The organism is Paraburkholderia sp. BR10882 (assembly GCF_040948855.1).
Taxonomy (GTDB): domain Bacteria; phylum Pseudomonadota; class Gammaproteobacteria; order Burkholderiales; family Burkholderiaceae; genus Paraburkholderia; species Paraburkholderia nodosa_A.
Genome location: NZ_JBFPKP010000010.1, coordinates 1 through 15,573, shown reverse-complemented (window position 1 = coordinate 15,573; position 15,573 = coordinate 1). Strand labels below are relative to the sequence as shown.

The following is a 15,573-nucleotide window of genomic DNA, read 5'->3' as shown; positions in this document are numbered from 1 at the left end:
GGGCGTTTCCTCACGTTGATTAAAGACCCAGCAGCGGCTTCAGGGCGGGAACGGCCTGCGCGCCGATCACCATGCCCAGCAAGCCAACCAGGGCGATCAGCGGCGGCGCGGGCGAGCGGACCCTGATCACGCTGTAGATCACGCCGATGAGCACGCCCGCGCCCAGTGACACCAGATAAGATTCCATGCGGTCGGCCTCGCGGTCGGATTGGAATGCGGGACATGGCTGCCGGGGAACCCACGGAGGTTCCGTTTGCAGCAGTTCCGGCATCGGTTGGTTGTCCTGATTGATGTGACAGGCGCGCCGGAGATTCATCGAATCCCGAACCCAGCGCGAGCACGCTGCCAACTAGTGGAAGAAGACGCGGCGCCCCCGCCTGGAGCGCGCCGCATCAATGTCCACAATCACAGAGACGCCGATCAGCGGGCCGGAACCGCCGGGAGAATTTCATGCGGCGCGGACGTGCGCTGCGGCGACTTGTGAACCATCGTGTACGCGTAATCGACGCCCATGCCGTACGCGCCCGAGTGCTCCTTCGCGATCTTCATCACGGCGTCATAGGTCTCGCGGCGCGCCCAGTCGCGCTGCCATTCGAGCATGACCTGCTGCCACGTGACCGGCACGACGCCGGCCTGAATCATGCGCTGCATGGAGAAGTCGTGCGCGTCTTTCGAGGTGCCCCCCGATGCGTCGGCAACCATGTAGATCTCGTAGTCGCCTTCGAGCATCGCGCACAGCGCGAAGGTCGTGTTGCAGACTTCCGTCCACAGACCGGCAACGACCACCTTCTTGCGGCCGTTCGCGGCAAGCGCGTCGCGCACTTTCTGGTCGTCCCACGAGTTCATCGACGTACGTTCGAGCAGCTTGTGGTCCGGGAACACGTCGAGCAGTTCCGGGTACGTATAGCCGGAGAAGCTCTCCGACTCGACCGTCGTGATCGTGGTGGGAATGTTGAAGACCTTCGCCGCCTTGGCCAGCCCAACGACGTTGTTCTTCAGGACCTGGCGGTCGATCGACTGAACACCAAAGGCCATTTGCGGCTGCTGATCGATGAAGATCATCTGGCTGTTTTGCGGGGTGAGTACTTCAAGTTTGGCGTTGCTCATGGTGCTTGCGTCCTTTGATCGAGGAATAGGTAGACCGCCTCTTGGGCGGGACAGCCGAATTTCCGTCTGTCTTCTGCCTGGAGTTCGACACTCCAGCTAGCCGCCATTTGACACGCAATCACCAGCCAGTGGCTCTGAAGAATTCTGAAGAGATCTGATGTTGAATTCCCGGCCAGCGCAAACTTCCTGAAGTATTCTGAATTAGCCTCCTCCATCCAAAAGCAATCTGATACCTTTATCGAACATTATCGAATATCACTTTCACTGCGACACAGGGAAATCGTCCGATGAACGCATACTTATTTTCACTCCTCGCAGGCATTCTTGCGGGGGTCGTTTACAGTCTGATCGGCGTGCAATCGCCCGCCCCTCCCGCTATTGCTCTGGTAGGCCTGCTTGGCATTCTGGCTGGAGAGCAGATACTGCCCGTTGCGAGGCGAATCATATCGGGGCTCAAGCCCGGTGCAGCATGGCGTGAGGCGAAATGCAGCCAGCACATGTTTGGCGCGCTGCCCGGCGGTCGTATCCCCGATGCAGGAAAGGAAGATCGATAATCTTCACGAGGCGTCCTGGCAATCGCTTTTTCTGTGTGACATACGGGCGTCATAATGATCTATGACGCCATGCGTTTTGCCTATTTCGGTCTACCGCGGCTCTCGTGCTCACGGCTCCATAGCGATATAGCGCGAGACGAACACCACGAACAGCCCGCATTTCACAGCACATTCCACGAGTGAGAGCCAGAACGCGATGCGAAAGTTCGCGTATTCGGCGGGCAGCGCGGGCGCGACGGCAAGGAGACTGAGCGCACAGAGAAAAACGAATACCCCGCGCGCCGTTACGCCGCCCTTGAGCACGCGAACCACGATCGCAAGCCAGATCACCGTCGACGCCGCGAGCGCCGCGCGCTCCAGGTCGTCAGCCGCGCTCCAGTACGCAACGGGCAACTCGACCAGCGCCCAGAGCGCCGAGAATTTCACGAGCCTGCGGGTCCACGCGCCGGTGAGCCCGGTCGCCCTTGCGTCGCTTGCAACAGCCGTTCCGCGCCCGCGCAGCCACGCCGAGAAGCGGGCGAACTCAGGCGCTTCATCTATCGTGCGCGCGTCGGCAGTGGCGCGGTTCAAAGCTTCATCGTGATTCATAGTCGTGTCTCCGCACCGTGATCGCCGCGCGTGAAGCGTCAGCCAGATAAGCCAGGTAAGGTTGCTTCGGTCTTTAACGGCCGGAGCCGCGACTTTCAAGGATCGGTCGCGTCGGCATTGCGTTGCAGTATCGGCGCGCGCAACTGGACCGGTGTTCTCAATGCACGATGTCTTTCAGGATTCGCACGCTCATCTGGGCCGCCAGCCCACACCTGAGCAACCCCGCTCGAAAACCCCCGCATGCATCGCCGTGCGATTTCGAAATCGCCAGCCGTGCGCCGCAAGCTGCGGCGGCGCAAACGCGTCACCCTTCGCACACGTGGCGTCCTCCCTCGCCGCGAAGGAATCGACATGGCTAGCGACAAAAAAACAATCCGCATCTATACAGAACCGGCGGGCGGCTGGGGCGCATTGCGCGCCACGGGCGAAGCGCTCGCGCTGCAGGGCGTGGCGGTCTCCGGCGCGCGCACGTTGCTGCGCATGAACCAGCCCGAGGGCTTCGACTGCCCCGGCTGCGCGTGGCCCGATCCGAAGCACACTTCCTCGTTCGAATTCTGCGAGAACGGCGCGAAGGCCGTGGCCTGGGAGGCCACGGACAAGCGCTGCACGCCGGAATTTTTCGCCGCGCACAGCGTGAGTGCGCTCGCCGCGTGGGACGACTACGACCTTGAAATGGTCGGCCGCCTCACCCACCCCATGCGCTACGACGCCGCCACCGACCGTTACGTGCCCATCGGCTGGGACGAAGCATTTGCGCTGATCGGCACGCATCTGAACGCGCTGGAGAGCCCGAACGAAGCGGACTTCTACACGTCGGGGCGCGCCTCGAACGAGGCCGCTTTTCTCTACCAGGTGTTCGTGCGCGAATTCGGCACCAACAACTTCCCCGACTGCTCAAACATGTGCCACGAAGCGACCAGCGTGGGCCTGCCGCAGTCGATCGGCGTCGGCAAAGGCACGGTGCTGCTGGAGGACTTCGAGCACGCGGACGCCATCTTCATCTTCGGGCAGAACCCCGGCACCAACAGCCCGCGCATGATGAGCGACCTGCACGCGGCCTCTCGCCGCGGCGCGAGCATCGTCTCGTTCAATCCGTTTCGCGAGCGCGCGCTCGAGCGCTTCGCAGCGCCGCAGAACCCGATCGAAATGGCCACCTTCAGCTCGACGCCCATCAGCACCTGTCTCTATCAAGTGAAGGTCGGTGGCGACGCGGCCGTGCTCAAAGGCATGATGAAGGCGCTGCTCGAAATGGACGACGCCGCTGTGGCACACGACCGCCCGCGCATTCTCGATACCGAATTCATCGCGGGCCATACCCTGGGCTTCGAGACGCTCGAAGCGGACTTGCGCGCGACGTCATGGAAATCGATCGCCGCCCATAGCGGCCTCGCGCAGGCTGACATCGAATCGGCCGCGAGCCTTTACGCGGCGGCGAAGAACGCGATCCTCGTCTACGGCATGGGCATCACCCAGCATCACTGCGGGACCGCCAATGTGCAGCAGGTCGCGAACCTCGCACTCATGCGCGGCAATGTGGGCCGCCCAGGCGCGGGCCTGTGCCCCGTGCGCGGCCATTCGAACGTGCAAGGCAACCGCACGGTCGGTATCACGGAAAAGCCGCATGCGGCGCTCATCGACGGCATCGAGCGCGCCTTCGGCTTTCGGCCGAGCGCCGAACATGGCCGCGATGTCGTCGCGACCATCGAGGCCATGCTCAAGGGCGAGTCGAAGGTTTTCATCGGCCTGGGCGGCAACTTCGCGGCGGCTGTGCCCGACTGGCCGCGCGTACAGGCGGCAATGCGCAACCTCGCGCTCACGGTGCACATCGCGACCAAGCTCAATCGCAGCCATCTCGTGCACGGCAAGGACGCGCTGATCCTTCCCTGCCTCGGCCGTACCGAAATCGACGTGCAGGCGAACGGCCCGCAATCGATCACGGTGGAAGATTCGATGTCGATGGTGCACGCTTCGGCGGGCCGCAACCCGCCCGCCTCGCCGGACCTGCGCAGCGAACCCGCAATCGTCGCGGGCATCGCGCGCGCCACGCTCGGCGCGCGCTCGCGCGTGCCTTGGGAGCACCTGGTGGCCGACTACGACCGCATTCGCGAGGCCATTGAAATCGTGTTTCCCGCATTCCAGGCGTACAACGCGCGCATTCGCGTGCCAGGCGGCTTCCATCTGGGCTCGACCGCACGCGATCGCATCTGGGCCACGGCCACGGGCAAGGCCAATTTTCTCGTGTTTCAGGGGCTCGACGAAGATCCCGCGCACGGCGACTCCGACGCGCTCTGGCTCACCACCATGCGCAGCCACGACCAGTACAACACTACGCTCTATTCGCATTCGGACCGCTATCGCGGCGTATTTGGCCAACGCGACGTGGTCTTCGTGAACGCCGAGGAACTGCGCCGCCGCGAGATGCACGCGGGCGAGCGCGTGGACCTCGTCGCCCTGTCGCACGACGGCATCGAGCGCGTCGTGCGCGGCCTGACGCTTGTGGAATATGCGTTGCCCGACGGCTGCTGCGGCGCCTACTACCCCGAGGCGAATCCGCTCGTGCCGCTCTATGCCTACGACCCGCAAAGCCGCACGCCTTCCTATAAGGGCGTGCCCGTGAAGATCCGGCGTGCCGGCGCCGCTGCGCAACAAGGAAGCCTCCATGGAACTGTTTGACACGCTCGCCCTCTCGCGCCTGCAATTCGCGCTCACGGCCATCTTCCACATTCTCTGGCCGATCCTCACGATCAGCCTCGCGGCCTTCGTCCTGCTCGTGAAGGCCCTGTGGCTGCGCACGGGCGATCTCGCGTATTACCGGCACGCACGCTTCTGGTCGAAGCTCCTGATCCTGAACTTCGCCGTGGGCGTGGTGAGCGGCATTCCCATGGAGTTCCAGTTCGGCACCAACTGGGCAGGCTTCGCGCAGTACAGCGGGCAATTCATCGGCAACATTCTCGGCTTTGAAGGCGCGATGGCCTTCATGCTCGAAGCAGGCTTCATCGGCGTGATGCTGCTCGGCTGGGACCGCGTGCCGCGTGGCGTGCATCTGTTCGCAACGGCGATGGTCGCGCTAGGCTCCAGCCTCTCCGCGTTCTGGATCATGGTCGCGAACTCGTGGATGCAGACGCCGGCGGGCATCGAAGTCGTCGACGGCAAGATCGTCGTCAGCAGTTATCTGCACGCGATCTTCAACCCCGATGTCGCTTGGGGCGTGGGCCATATGTGGGTGGCCGCGATCGAAACGGGCATGTTCGTGGTCGCGGGTATTTCCGCGTGGCAAATGCTGCGCGCGCGTCAAGCCGAATTCTTCGCGCGCTCGTTCAAGCTCGCGCTCGCGGTGCTGCTCGTCGCGGCGCCCTTGCAGGTGTGGCTCGGCGATTCGAGCGGCGTGAGCGTATTCGCCACCCAGCCCGCCAAGGGCGCGGCGATCGAAGGCCACTGGCACACCAATGCGCCGGGCACGGGCGCGTCGTGGTCGCTGCTCGCCTGGCCCGATCAGGCTGCGCAGCGCAACGACTGGTCGATCGAGGTGCCGGGCATGCTGAGCGTGCTGGGCACCCATACGCTGCACGGCACCGTGAAGGGGCTCGCCGACTTCGCGCGCGAGGACCAGCCGCCCATGCTGCCACTGCTCTACTACGCGTTTCGCGTGATGGCGGGCATCGGCTTTCTGTTCGTGGCGCTCGCGCTGTGGACCGCCTGGTGCCTGCGGCGCGTACACGGCAGGCTCGACGCGCTGCTTCAGCGCCGCTGGCTGCTGCGCGCGTGGGTAGCGGCGATCCCGCTGCCGTATATCGCCGTCGAGGCGGGCTGGATCGTGCGCGAGGTGGGCCGCCAGCCGTGGGTCGTCTATGGCCTGCTGCGCACGCGCGATGCCGTCTCGGCCGTGCCGCCCGGCCATGTCGCAGCCAGCACCGTCATGTTCCTCTCGTTCTACCTCGTGCTGATCCTCACGTTCTTCCTGCTCGCGCGCCGCTGGCTGTGCACGGGACCGGACCTGCTCATCGCTCCGACGCGCGCCGCATCGCAAGCGGCCGATTCACACACCACGGTGGGCTGAAGCCACCGCCTCTCGCTGAAGGACGAAGGAACCCTCATGGATACTTCCACGCATGTCATGCTGGCCTATACCTGGTTCAGCCTCATCGGTCTCATGCTCGCGTTCTACGTCGTCACCGACGGCTTCGATCTCGGCGTCGGCATCCTCACGATCCTGCGCCGCGAGCGTGCCGATCACGACGTGATGGTCGCCTCGATCGGCCACGTATGGGACGCCAACGAAACCTGGCTCGTCGTGGTGGGCGGCGCACTCTTCGGCGCCTTTCCGCTCGCCTACGCCCTCCTCATGCAAGCGCTCTATGTGCCCGTGATGGTGTTGATCGCGGGCCTCATCATGCGGGGCGCGGCCATCGAATTCCGCCACAGCGCGACGCGCGGCGCCCTCTGGGACCGCGTGTTCGGCTTCGGCAGCGTCGTGGCGGCCGCCGCGCAGGGCGTCATTCTCGGCAAGGTCATCACCGCGCTCGAACCCGGGCCCGTGAGCGCGCTCTTCGTCGCCTGTTCGGCGGTGGGCGTGATCGCGGGCTACTGTCTGCTGGGCGCAACATGGCTCATCCAGAAGACTCAGGGCCCGCTCGAGCAGTGGGCGCGCGGCGCGGCAAACGTGTACGCCAAGGTGTGCGTGGCGGCGGCACTCGCGCTGAGCGCCGCGACCTGGCTCTACAGCAGCGTGGGCCACGACCGCTGGTCGCAAGCACCGGTCGTGCACATGCTTGGCGCGCTCGGCCTGCTCGCGGCGCTGGCCTTCGTCGCGATCCTGGTCGGCTTGCGGCGCACGGCGTCGGCCCTGCCGTTTCGCGCCACCATCGCGATGTTCCTGATTTCGTTTCTGGGTCTCGCCATCAGCCTCTTTCCCGACTTCGTGCCGGGCAAGCTGCGCATTATCGACGCCGCTTCCGATAGCGCGACGCTCACCTTCATGCTGATCGGCATCGGTTTCGTGTTTCCGGTCATGATCGGCTACAACCTCTACCAGTACTACATCTTCCGCGGCAAGGTCAGCATGCCCGCACACGCGGAGGAAAACGCTTGAGACGCGGGCGTTTGTTCCGAACGCCCAATGAAAGAGGGGCGCTCCGTGCGGAGCGCCCCTCTTTCATGTTCGCCTCTTATCGCGCTAGGGCGTGGTTTCCACCTCAAGTGCGCGCCGCTTCGTCGAGAACGAGGCTATGGATCATCGCGTCGGCGTTGAGCGCCTGCGGACGCATCGGGCGCGGGCGATAGACGTGCTCGCCGCGCCGGATCTCGCGCCCGCTCACTGCGCACACGCCCGAGCGGCGCGCGCGGGTGCGATACCACTCCTGATCGCAATACGCGCACCGCGCGGGATCGCGCCAGGCGAGCGTGACGCGCGTGGCCGTGGCGCGCTCCAGCACACGGATCGTGAGGCCGGGCACGGGCTTGTCGGCGTTGCGGCGCGAAGCGGGCTTGCGCGCCGCCGGAACAGGCTGGCTCGGACACGTCTCGCCCGACAACAACCCAAGCAGGCCAATCGTCATTTGCCACGGGTCGACAACTTGCGTTTGCGCTTCCATATTTCGGACTCCTGTTGTAACCGCGTTCAACTTTGCTGTGGATTCTGGGATCTCGCTGCGCCAAAGTTCCATTCGCGGCGGCAGCGTAAACGGTCAAGCTTCAGACGAGGAGAGGTTCCGCTTCGATGCCGCCAAATCCATGCGGCGACTCGACACCCGGCAAGCACTCGGCGGGCGACGGGAGCACCGCCGTTTCCACCTTCGGCTCGTGCGCCGCTTCCGTGGGAAGATGACCGAGCAGATACTGCGTGCTGTGCGCCATGAAGCGCACGAGGTCGCTATCGAAGCCCATCGTTGCTTTTCCTCCAGGAATATGGCGTCTCTCCCACGAAACGCTTGAAGACGGTCGTGAAGTGCGCCTGCGAGCGAAAGCCGCAGGCGAGCGCGACGTCGAGCACGTTGTGCTGCGAGCCGAGCAGCAGCGACTGTGCGTGGTCGATGCGCCGGCGCAGCAGGTATTCATGCGGGCGCAGGCCGCAAGCCTCGCGAAACTGCGCCGCGAAGTGCATGCGCGTAAGACCCGCGCTCTGCGCCATTTCCGCGAGCCCGATGGGGTCGCCGAGATGCGCGTCGACGTACTCCATCACGCGCGTCATGCGCCATTTCGGCAACTCGGCCGCGACGCGCGCGCTGCGCGACGTTCCCGCGTACTGGCGGCTCACGAGGCGAGAAACGATGGCGAGGCTTACGCTGTCCGTAAAGACCTTGCCAAGCGCGGCGTCGCTGGTCTGCGAAACCGCTAGCGCCTGGCTCAGGCGCTCGATCGCGGGGTCGCGCAGCAAGCGGCCGTCGCCAAGCACGAGGTCGCCGTTGTGCGCGTGCTCGAACAGGTCCGCGTAGCATTCCTCGAGCACCTTTTGCGCCACGTACAGATGCAGCACGTCGCATGGCGACAAAAAGCACGCCCGCGCGGCAACACCGGGCGCGCCCACATGCGCGACGCCCGCCGACACGCGCCCACGAATCAGCGGACGCGCGCCGTAATCGAAATCGACCACGGTGCACTTGAGATTGAGTGCCACGCAATGCATCGACGCATGCCCATCGCTCACGACATCGAGCGGCACGCGCGGCCTGCGCGACCAGCGCAGGACCCGCATCTCGGGCGACGTTTGCAGCTTGTCGCCCGGTACGCGCCATTCGGCTTCCGCGTCGATCGGCTGGCGCGCCGCGCGCGACGGCACAAGACAGTCGGACAGATTGCTCATGAGATTCGCTCCTTTCTCGCCGCCGTCGTGTCCAAGTTCCGACCTGAAGCGCCACGACGATGAGTAATGTGATCAGGCTCCACCTTACCCGACGAATATCGCGCCCACTAGTCGTACAATGGATTGCGCCTTTGGCGTGAATGTTTGAGGCACTCATACCGACGTTTAACCCAATGCCCGTCTAAATATCCCGTAGTACGAAATGAAGGACGAGGTACCCCACGCGCGCCGTATTTCCGTCGGCCGCTTATTCCCCGTGCACTGATCCGCTCATACCTTGGTATGAGCCGCCGATAAAAAGCGTGGTAGAAGGAATTGAAAATTCCATGAACGGCGGCGCGCCCGGTCATTCGCGCATTGGCGGAAATCGGCGGGCGTGCAAGCGTGGAAAACGGGAGATATGAGGAGCGTTGCGATTCAGGATTCGTCGGCGGACGCGCTAATGCCAAGCGTCTTCGCCTTGAGCACGAAATCGGCGAATGAATTCGATTCCATTTTTCGCATCGCCTGGCCGCGATGAATCTTCACGGTGATTTCGCTCAAATTCATTTCGGCGGCAATCTGTTTATTGCGCAGCCCCGAGGCCACCAGCGCCATCACTTCGCGCTCGCGCTGCGTCAGCGATCCATAGCATTTGCGCAGGTCCGAAACGGAGCGATCGGCGCTGCGCCGCTTTTCATCGGCCGCGAGCGCGTGATCGACGGCGTCGAGCATGTCCTGATCGCGAAACGGCTTGGCGAGAAAGTCCGTGGCGCCCGCCTTCATGGCCTTGACCGTCATGGCGATATCGCCGTGTGCGGTCATGAAGATGATGGGAATGCGCAGATCGCTCTGCGCAATCTGCTCCTGCACCGCAAGGCCGCTCTGCCCTTTGAGGCGCACGTCGAGAATCAGGCAGCTCGGTACGTCGGGCCGCTCGAAGGCGAGAAATTCGCGCGCCGATGCGAACGTCTGCACCGGCAGATCAACCGAGCGCAGCAAGGTGCCCACGGCCTCGCGCATCAAGTCGTCGTCGTCGACCACGTAGACAAGCCGGCCCGGCGCCAAGCCCCCTGCATCGCGCTGAACGTTCATGTGACAAGCTCCTCTTGTGCGGATTCCAGCGGCAGTGTAATCAAAAAGCGCGCCCCGTGAGCCGCCGGCGCGTCAAGGCCAATGCTGCCGCCATGCGCTTCGACGATCGAGCGGCAGATTGACAGTCCCATGCCCATGCCGTTTGCCTTTGTTGTAAAGAATGGATTGAACAGGCGTTCGCGATCTTGCTCGCGGATACCGGGGCCGGAATCCTCGATACTCAATTGCACCTCCTGTTCGTTCAGCCTATGGGTTGCGACGACAACGCGGCGCGGCGCGCGCTCGCGTTCGGCCATCGCCTGCACCGCGTTCATCAGCAGATTGATGACTACCTGCTGCAACTGGACATTATCCGCATGAACGAATGCTTTTTCACGCGCGCGCTGCACGTCGCAGCACACGCCGTTGCGCTGGAATTCGCGCGCCATCAGTTCCACGGCTTCGTCCACGACGTCGTCCAGCGCGATGCAGGTGAATGCTGCAGGACACTTTTGCGCCATGGCGCGTATCTGGCGCACGATCTCGTTGGCCCGCCGCGCCGATTTGATCATCTGCCCGATCGAGCGCGCCGCCTCGTCGACATCGGGCTCGATGCGGTTGAGCCAGCGCAGCGCGGCGTCGCCAGACGTGACCACGGCCGCCATGGGCTGCGTGACTTCGTGCGCCATCGAGGCCGCCATTTCACCGAGCGTGGTCATGCGCGTCACGTGCGCGAGTTCTGCCATCGAGCGCGCGAGTACCTCCTGCGTCTGGCGCGAGTCGGTGATGTCCATGAGCGCGCCCACATAGGCGAGACCGGTCGATGCAGGCGGCCCTAGATGCGCGACATAGTGCACGTATTTGAGCGCGCCGTCCGGCATCACCAGCCGGTACTCCAGATCGATCAGCGGCGCGAGCGTGGCGCCGCCGCCGTGCGCGGCTTCGACCTGGGCGCGGTCGTCGGGGTGCGTGCGCGCGAAAATGAGCGCAAGGCTTGGCGTCATCTCCGATGCGGGGTCGTAGCCGAAGATGCGCCAGGCCTCGTTCGACCAGATCATCTCGCCGTTCGCGGGCGCGAAGCCAATACTGCCGGTCTTGCTCAGCCGCTGCGCGTCGACGAGGAAGGCCTCGCTGCGCGTGAGCGCATCCTCCGCGCGCTTGCGCGCCTCGATATCGGTGTTCACGCCATACCAGCGGCGCACCGCGCCGCTCGCGTCGCGCTGCGGCTCGGCGGCGATATGCATCCAGCGGTAGCGCCCGTCGCGCTGGCGTACGCGCGAGAGATTGTCGAGCGGCCGGCCGGAAGCGACCGAGGCCCGCCAGTCGCCGCGCATGCGGCTCAAGTCGTCCGGATGCACGAGGGCCGCCCACAGGTCCATGTCCCGGTCCTTCGTGTCGATGCCGGACTCCTGCCAGCGCCGGTTCACGAACACCACGTCGCCTTCGTTCGAAGCGCTCCAAACCATGCCCGGAATCGCGTCAATCGCCGCACGCAATTCCCTCTGCTGCGCCGCGAGTTCCTCACCCATCTGCTTTTGCAGCGTGATGTCGTTGTTCGTCGCGAGTATCGCGCGCGGCTCGCCCTTGGCGTCGCGCCATACGGCAAGCCGGCTCATGACGCTCACGGCGCGACCGTCGCGGCGCACGCGTTGCAGTTCGCCCGACCAGTGACCGTTGCTCAGCGGCGCGGCGTCAATCTCGTCGAGCGGCGCGGCGGCTCGAGTTTGCGTGAGATCGTGGATGCGCTGGCCGACGGCCTGTGCTGCGCTCCAGCCATAGAGCGCTTCCGCGCCGTGATTCCAGAACATGATCTTGCCGCCCAGGTCGTAGACGAGGATCGCGTCGTGCGTGAGGTTGAGCATATCGATCTGCTCGTGCAATTGCGCGGTTTTCGCGAGATTACGCAGCGAGAGGAACGAGGTCGAGCCAATCGCGAGCAGGCTCACCACGCAACGCGCGATCGAGCTGCCCGTATAGTCGCTGCCGTGCGAGAAGAGGAAGCCCGCGAGTGTGAGCACGCCGACGGTGACCGCGGTGCCCACCACGGCCATGCTCGATCCGCTCGACGCGACGAGCAGCACGACCACGACATAGAAGACGGCCACGGCGATATCGAGCGGCGTGAACGCGTCGACGCAGAATACGCCGAGCGCGACGAGCGCGGCGAGCCAGAGGACCAGGCCCCCTTCGGGCCGATGCCGAATGGCGTCGGATCGGATGAGCGTGGCGTTCAAGTGGAACGACTGAGTTTTTCCAGGCATGCGAGGATCGCATCCCCGTTGACCGGCTTGTCGAGAAAACACAGCGCGCCATTGGCGAGCGCTTCCTTGCGCCGCGCCTCGGAGCCGAATGCGCTGATAAAGATAATGGGCGCGGCCGACCCCAGTTCGGCGAGCTTGCGCTGCATCTCGATGCCGCCCATGCCGGGCATCTGCACGTCGGAAATCACGCAGTTTACGTCGCCAAGGCGGCCGGAATCCAGAAACGCCTCAGCCGATGCATACACCCGAACGTCGCAACCCAGCGACCTCAGCAGGCTGCAAGTCGCGAGACGCACGTTTTCGTCATCGTCGACGATGGAAACTATCATGGGGGTTTGCAAGCGAATGGTCCTCGTCCAGTACAGCGTTTCGGGCGGGGCTCGAGAAGTGCTGACCGCTCATGTTCGTTATCTTAGATAGGGGCGTCGTCGAGTAACACTATATCTCGATGTGTGACAACTATATCTAAGTATGAAGCGGGTAACGTTTCACTCGTCGGGCCTCGAGCGGCGCTGCCCTCACGCAAGCGCCATGTCCTGCGGCGCGTGCTGCGGGAGCATGGCGGGTCGTGGCGCGCCGTGCAGTTCGTCGCTCAGGCGCGCGAAGGCGAAATCGATGAAACTTCGCACCCGCATGGGCATGGGCGCGCGCCTGGGATAGCAGAGCAGCACCTTGCGGCGCTCGCTCGCATAGTCGGGCAGCACGCTCACCAGACGCCCCGCCGCAAGATCGCCGCGCACGAGATACTGCGGAAGCTGCGCAATGCCCACCCCCGCGCGCGCCGCATGCACGATGGCACTCACCTCGTTGAAGGTGGCGACCGCCTGGATCGGGCAACTAAGCGGCACGCCGCTCGCGGCGAACTCCCAGGCCTGGGCAAGCGAACCGCGCGAACCGCGCGAGCCCCTTAGCCCGATGCAGCGATGTCGCGCCAGTTCATCGGGCGTGCGCGGCGCGCCGCGCCGGCGCAGATACGCGGGCGCGGCGCATTGCACCAGCTTGAGCGTGCCGAGCGCGCGCACGATCCAGCTACAGTCCGGCTCCACGCCCACGCGCACGGCCACGTCGATCTGTTCGTCGAGCGTTTCGTTGTGGCGTTCGTCGATCGACACATCGAATTCAATCTCAGGATGCAACTCGCTGAAGGCCGCGATGAGCGGCGAGAGCATGGTGCCCGCTATCACCGGTGGCGCGCCGATTCGAATCACGCCGCGCAGGGCCGCGTTCGAGCGGCACACGTCGCTCATGCCCGATTCGATCAATTGAATCCCTTCGAGCAGCGGCGCAAAAAAAAGCGCGCCCTCTTCCGTGAAACTCACCTTGCGGGTGGACCGGTTCAACAGCCGTACCTTGAGCGCGCCTTCGAGGTCGGACACGGCACGACTCACGGCGGGCGTCGACAAGCCCGACGCACGCGCGGCTTGCGTGAAGCTTCCCAGTTGCCCGACAGCGATAAATGCCTTGAGTGACTTGAACATGTCCATAGCGAGACTCTCCACTTGTGAATGGCGCCGTAGCGCATGCCGGGACTCGTAACCTGGCGACGAGGTGGATGATGGACAGCCCGGCGAGTCGAGGTGCGTGATTTCTGCCGGCGTTTTCAGATTCGAACGACGCCGTGCGCCCAACCTAAACCAAGGTATGGAACGTCAATCGATGGTCTGAAACGGACATATCAGAGGCTGATGGTGCCGGCGCAAGCGCGTTGCTATCGTTGGACTGGCTACCGAAGCCGCGCCCGGCGCTTAAGCGCAAACATTTTTGCCCTGTGCAATTCTTCCGGACGCGCATCGACTGATGCACCGGACAGGTTGAATTGCCGGCGGACCACGCCGGCATGACGCACGCGCAACCGACATTGAAAAGGACACCCATGAACGTGACGCCCGCAGGCGCCACACCGCCGCGCCTGCGCGACGAATGGCTCGCGTACTGGAAAGACGACGCGCCGCGCTTTCTGCACATCGTCAAGGTGGGCCTCGCGGTCGCGCTTTCGATGGGCCTGTGCATGCGCCTCGAGTTGCGCTCGCCGGCCACGGCCATGCTTTCCTGTGTAATCGTGATGATGCACCAGCAAAGCGGCATCGTGATCGCGCGCGGTTTCTATCGCGGGCTCGGCATGGTGGGCGGGAGCCTCGCGGGCCTCGTTCTGATCGCGTTATTCGCCCAGCAGCCGTTGCCCTTCTTTCTCGCGCTCGCGGCGTGGATCGGACTGTGCGCGTTTGGCTCGGCGTACTTTCGCAATTTCCAGTCCTACGGTCTCGTGCTCACCGGCTTCGCCACGGCGATCACGGCGATGCCCGCGATATCGAATCCGTACGGCGTATTCGACAACGTGGTCTATACGATCAGCGAGGTCGTGATCGGCGTGGTGTGCGCGAGCGTGGTGAGTTCGATCGTGCTGCCGCGTAACGTCGCGCCGGCGCTCGCTGCGGCAAGCCGCGTGAGCTTCACGCATCTGCTGGGCGCCCTGCGCACGACGCTCGAACACGCGACGTCGATGCCGCAGACGCCCTCGTCGGCCGCTCCGCAGGCGGACGCGCTGCTGGGCCTTATCAGCGAGCGCGCGAACGTCGAGTTGCTGCGCACCGGCGCGCTATTCGAAGATCCGTCGATGCGGTTCCTGCATTCCGTTTTTCTCGATCTCGACCGCAGCTTTCTCGACACTGTCACGTGGCTCTACGCACTGCAACGCCTCAAGGCGCACGCGATCGCCGACGCGCATCCCCGCGCGCAGGCCGCCATCGCGGCGCTGACCGACGCGACGCTCGCGCTCATGCCTGCGCAGGCGGGCGCGCCAGGCATCACGGACGCCGCCGTGGCCGCCTTGCTCCCCCAACTCGACGCGTTCGAAGCGGCGCTGCCCGCGCGGCTCGCCGCGCAACTGCAAGCGCTCGCGGATCTGCCGCCATCGCAACGCCGGGTCGTGGCGAGCACCGGTGCCGCGCTCCTTTTCATGACAGCGGATCTGCGCCTGCTCTGCCGCCGCTATATCGAAGCGCGCAACGCCGACCGCCTGCCCTGGAACGTCTCCGTGCTTCAGGCGATCAGCCGTATCGCGCGCCAGCACGCGGTGGCTAACCGCACGGCCGCGCTGGTCGCAGGCGCTCGCGCGGCGCTCGCAGTCCTGCTGGTCGGCGCCGTGTGGGTTGCCTCGGGCTGGGTTGGCGGCGCGACCGCGATCGTCGCGGTGGCCATCACGAGTACGCTG

At 64.6% G+C, this 15,573-nt stretch carries 15 protein-coding genes; 5 read left to right on the top strand and 10 right to left on the bottom strand.

All coding sequences use genetic code 11. The annotated features are described in order from the left end of the window. Positions 1-19 precede the first annotated feature (19 nt). Positions 20-187 carry a DUF1427 family protein gene (locus AB3X99_RS24135; protein ID WP_254316618.1) on the bottom strand — a complete coding sequence of 56 codons (168 nt, stop codon included), beginning with the start codon at positions 185-187 and terminating at the stop codon, positions 20-22. 233 nt (positions 188-420) lie between these two features. Continuing rightward, positions 421-1,107 (bottom strand): hydrolase, encoded by a 687-nt coding sequence (locus tag AB3X99_RS24130; protein ID WP_254316560.1) that lies wholly within the window; start codon positions 1,105-1,107, stop codon positions 421-423. A 287-nt stretch (positions 1,108-1,394) separates the two neighbouring features. Between AB3X99_RS24130 and AB3X99_RS24125 the strand changes: the two genes are divergently transcribed. Beyond that, positions 1,395-1,661, top strand: coding sequence for a XapX domain-containing protein (locus AB3X99_RS24125; protein ID WP_368602967.1), 267 nt, complete (start codon positions 1,395-1,397; stop codon positions 1,659-1,661). Positions 1,662-1,769: 108 nt separating this feature from the next. Here the strand turns inward: AB3X99_RS24125 and AB3X99_RS24120 are convergent, their stop codons facing one another. After that, positions 1,770-2,249 carry a hypothetical protein gene (locus tag AB3X99_RS24120; protein ID WP_368602966.1) on the bottom strand — a complete coding sequence of 160 codons (480 nt, stop codon included), beginning with the start codon at positions 2,247-2,249 and terminating at the stop codon, positions 1,770-1,772. 351 nt (positions 2,250-2,600) lie between these two features. Here AB3X99_RS24120 and AB3X99_RS24115 point away from each other — a divergent pair, with 351 nt between their 5' ends. Genes AB3X99_RS24115 through AB3X99_RS24105 form a run of 3 tightly spaced genes read left to right on the top strand, consistent with a single transcriptional unit; the run spans position 2,601 to position 7,338 of the window. Continuing rightward, the gene (locus tag AB3X99_RS24115; RefSeq protein ID WP_368602965.1) at positions 2,601-4,922 is read left to right on the top strand and encodes an FdhF/YdeP family oxidoreductase; all 2,322 of its coding nucleotides are present in this window, start codon (positions 2,601-2,603) and stop codon (positions 4,920-4,922) included. Beyond that, complete coding sequence (locus AB3X99_RS24110; protein ID WP_368618375.1) at positions 4,909-6,306, top strand: cytochrome ubiquinol oxidase subunit I; 1,398 nt, start codon at positions 4,909-4,911, stop codon at positions 6,304-6,306. The genes AB3X99_RS24115 and AB3X99_RS24110 overlap by 14 nt, the downstream gene beginning before the upstream one ends. 36 nt (positions 6,307-6,342) lie before the next feature. Beyond that, entirely contained in the window at positions 6,343-7,338 is a 996-nt protein-coding gene (locus AB3X99_RS24105; RefSeq protein ID WP_368618374.1) for a cytochrome d ubiquinol oxidase subunit II, read from the top strand. 103 nt (positions 7,339-7,441) lie between these two features. On the opposite strand, the gene AB3X99_RS24100 is transcribed toward AB3X99_RS24105, so the two are convergent. The 7 genes from AB3X99_RS24100 to AB3X99_RS24070 all read right to left on the bottom strand — a co-directional run bounded on the left by AB3X99_RS24100 (position 7,442) and on the right by AB3X99_RS24070 (position 13,846). Continuing rightward, positions 7,442-7,840 (bottom strand): DUF3331 domain-containing protein, encoded by a 399-nt coding sequence (locus AB3X99_RS24100; protein ID WP_368618373.1) that lies wholly within the window; start codon positions 7,838-7,840, stop codon positions 7,442-7,444. A gap of 100 nt (positions 7,841-7,940) precedes the next feature. Further along, a complete protein-coding gene (locus AB3X99_RS24095) occupies positions 7,941-8,132 on the bottom strand; it encodes a hypothetical protein (RefSeq protein WP_368602962.1) in 192 nt (63 codons plus the stop codon). Further along, positions 8,119-9,048, bottom strand: coding sequence for a helix-turn-helix domain-containing protein (locus tag AB3X99_RS24090; protein ID WP_254316568.1), 930 nt, complete (start codon positions 9,046-9,048; stop codon positions 8,119-8,121). Before AB3X99_RS24090 ends, AB3X99_RS24095 begins: the two co-directional genes overlap by 14 nt. 417 nt (positions 9,049-9,465) lie before the next feature. Then, the gene (locus AB3X99_RS24085; RefSeq protein WP_254316569.1) at positions 9,466-10,122 is read right to left on the bottom strand and encodes a response regulator transcription factor; all 657 of its coding nucleotides are present in this window, start codon (positions 10,120-10,122) and stop codon (positions 9,466-9,468) included. Beyond that, a complete protein-coding gene (locus AB3X99_RS24080; protein WP_368618372.1) occupies positions 10,119-12,362 on the bottom strand; it encodes a PAS domain S-box protein in 2,244 nt (747 codons plus the stop codon). Before AB3X99_RS24080 ends, AB3X99_RS24085 begins: the two co-directional genes overlap by 4 nt. Continuing rightward, positions 12,332-12,691, bottom strand: coding sequence for a response regulator transcription factor (locus AB3X99_RS24075; protein WP_368618371.1), 360 nt, complete (start codon positions 12,689-12,691; stop codon positions 12,332-12,334). The genes AB3X99_RS24080 and AB3X99_RS24075 overlap by 31 nt, the downstream gene beginning before the upstream one ends. Positions 12,692-12,880: 189 nt before the next feature. Then, positions 12,881-13,846, bottom strand: a complete 966-nt coding sequence (locus AB3X99_RS24070) for a LysR family transcriptional regulator (RefSeq protein WP_368618370.1) — start codon at positions 13,844-13,846, stop codon at positions 12,881-12,883. A 389-nt stretch (positions 13,847-14,235) separates the two neighbouring features. Between AB3X99_RS24070 and AB3X99_RS24065 the strand changes: the two genes are divergently transcribed. Continuing rightward, positions 14,236-15,573, top strand: a 1,338-nt coding sequence (locus AB3X99_RS24065) for an FUSC family protein (protein WP_368618369.1), incomplete at its 3' end; no start/stop codon positions are given.

Bases quoted from the DNA above. Each gene is read 5' to 3' on its own strand.
- AB3X99_RS24120 (WP_368602966.1), bottom strand. From the start codon at position 2,249: ATGAATCACGATGAAGCTTTGAACCGCGCCACTGCCGACGCGCGCACG.
- AB3X99_RS24075 (WP_368618371.1), bottom strand. From the start codon at position 12,691: ATGATAGTTTCCATCGTCGACGATGACGAAAACGTGCGTCTCGCGACT.
- AB3X99_RS24110 (WP_368618375.1), top strand. From the start codon at position 4,909: ATGGAACTGTTTGACACGCTCGCCCTCTCGCGCCTGCAATTCGCGCTC.
- AB3X99_RS24100 (WP_368618373.1), bottom strand. From the start codon at position 7,840: ATGGAAGCGCAAACGCAAGTTGTCGACCCGTGGCAAATGACGATTGGC.
- AB3X99_RS24125 (WP_368602967.1), top strand. From the start codon at position 1,395: ATGAACGCATACTTATTTTCACTCCTCGCAGGCATTCTTGCGGGGGTC.
- AB3X99_RS24115 (WP_368602965.1), top strand. From the start codon at position 2,601: ATGGCTAGCGACAAAAAAACAATCCGCATCTATACAGAACCGGCGGGC.
- AB3X99_RS24095 (WP_368602962.1), bottom strand. From the start codon at position 8,132: ATGGGCTTCGATAGCGACCTCGTGCGCTTCATGGCGCACAGCACGCAG.
- AB3X99_RS24085 (WP_254316569.1), bottom strand. From the start codon at position 10,122: ATGAACGTTCAGCGCGATGCAGGGGGCTTGGCGCCGGGCCGGCTTGTC.
- AB3X99_RS24135 (WP_254316618.1), bottom strand. From the start codon at position 187: ATGGAATCTTATCTGGTGTCACTGGGCGCGGGCGTGCTCATCGGCGTG.
- AB3X99_RS24105 (WP_368618374.1), top strand. From the start codon at position 6,343: ATGGATACTTCCACGCATGTCATGCTGGCCTATACCTGGTTCAGCCTC.
- AB3X99_RS24080 (WP_368618372.1), bottom strand. From the start codon at position 12,362: ATGCCTGGAAAAACTCAGTCGTTCCACTTGAACGCCACGCTCATCCGA.
- AB3X99_RS24070 (WP_368618370.1), bottom strand. From the start codon at position 13,846: ATGGACATGTTCAAGTCACTCAAGGCATTTATCGCTGTCGGGCAACTG.
- AB3X99_RS24090 (WP_254316568.1), bottom strand. From the start codon at position 9,048: ATGAGCAATCTGTCCGACTGTCTTGTGCCGTCGCGCGCGGCGCGCCAG.
- AB3X99_RS24130 (WP_254316560.1), bottom strand. From the start codon at position 1,107: ATGAGCAACGCCAAACTTGAAGTACTCACCCCGCAAAACAGCCAGATG.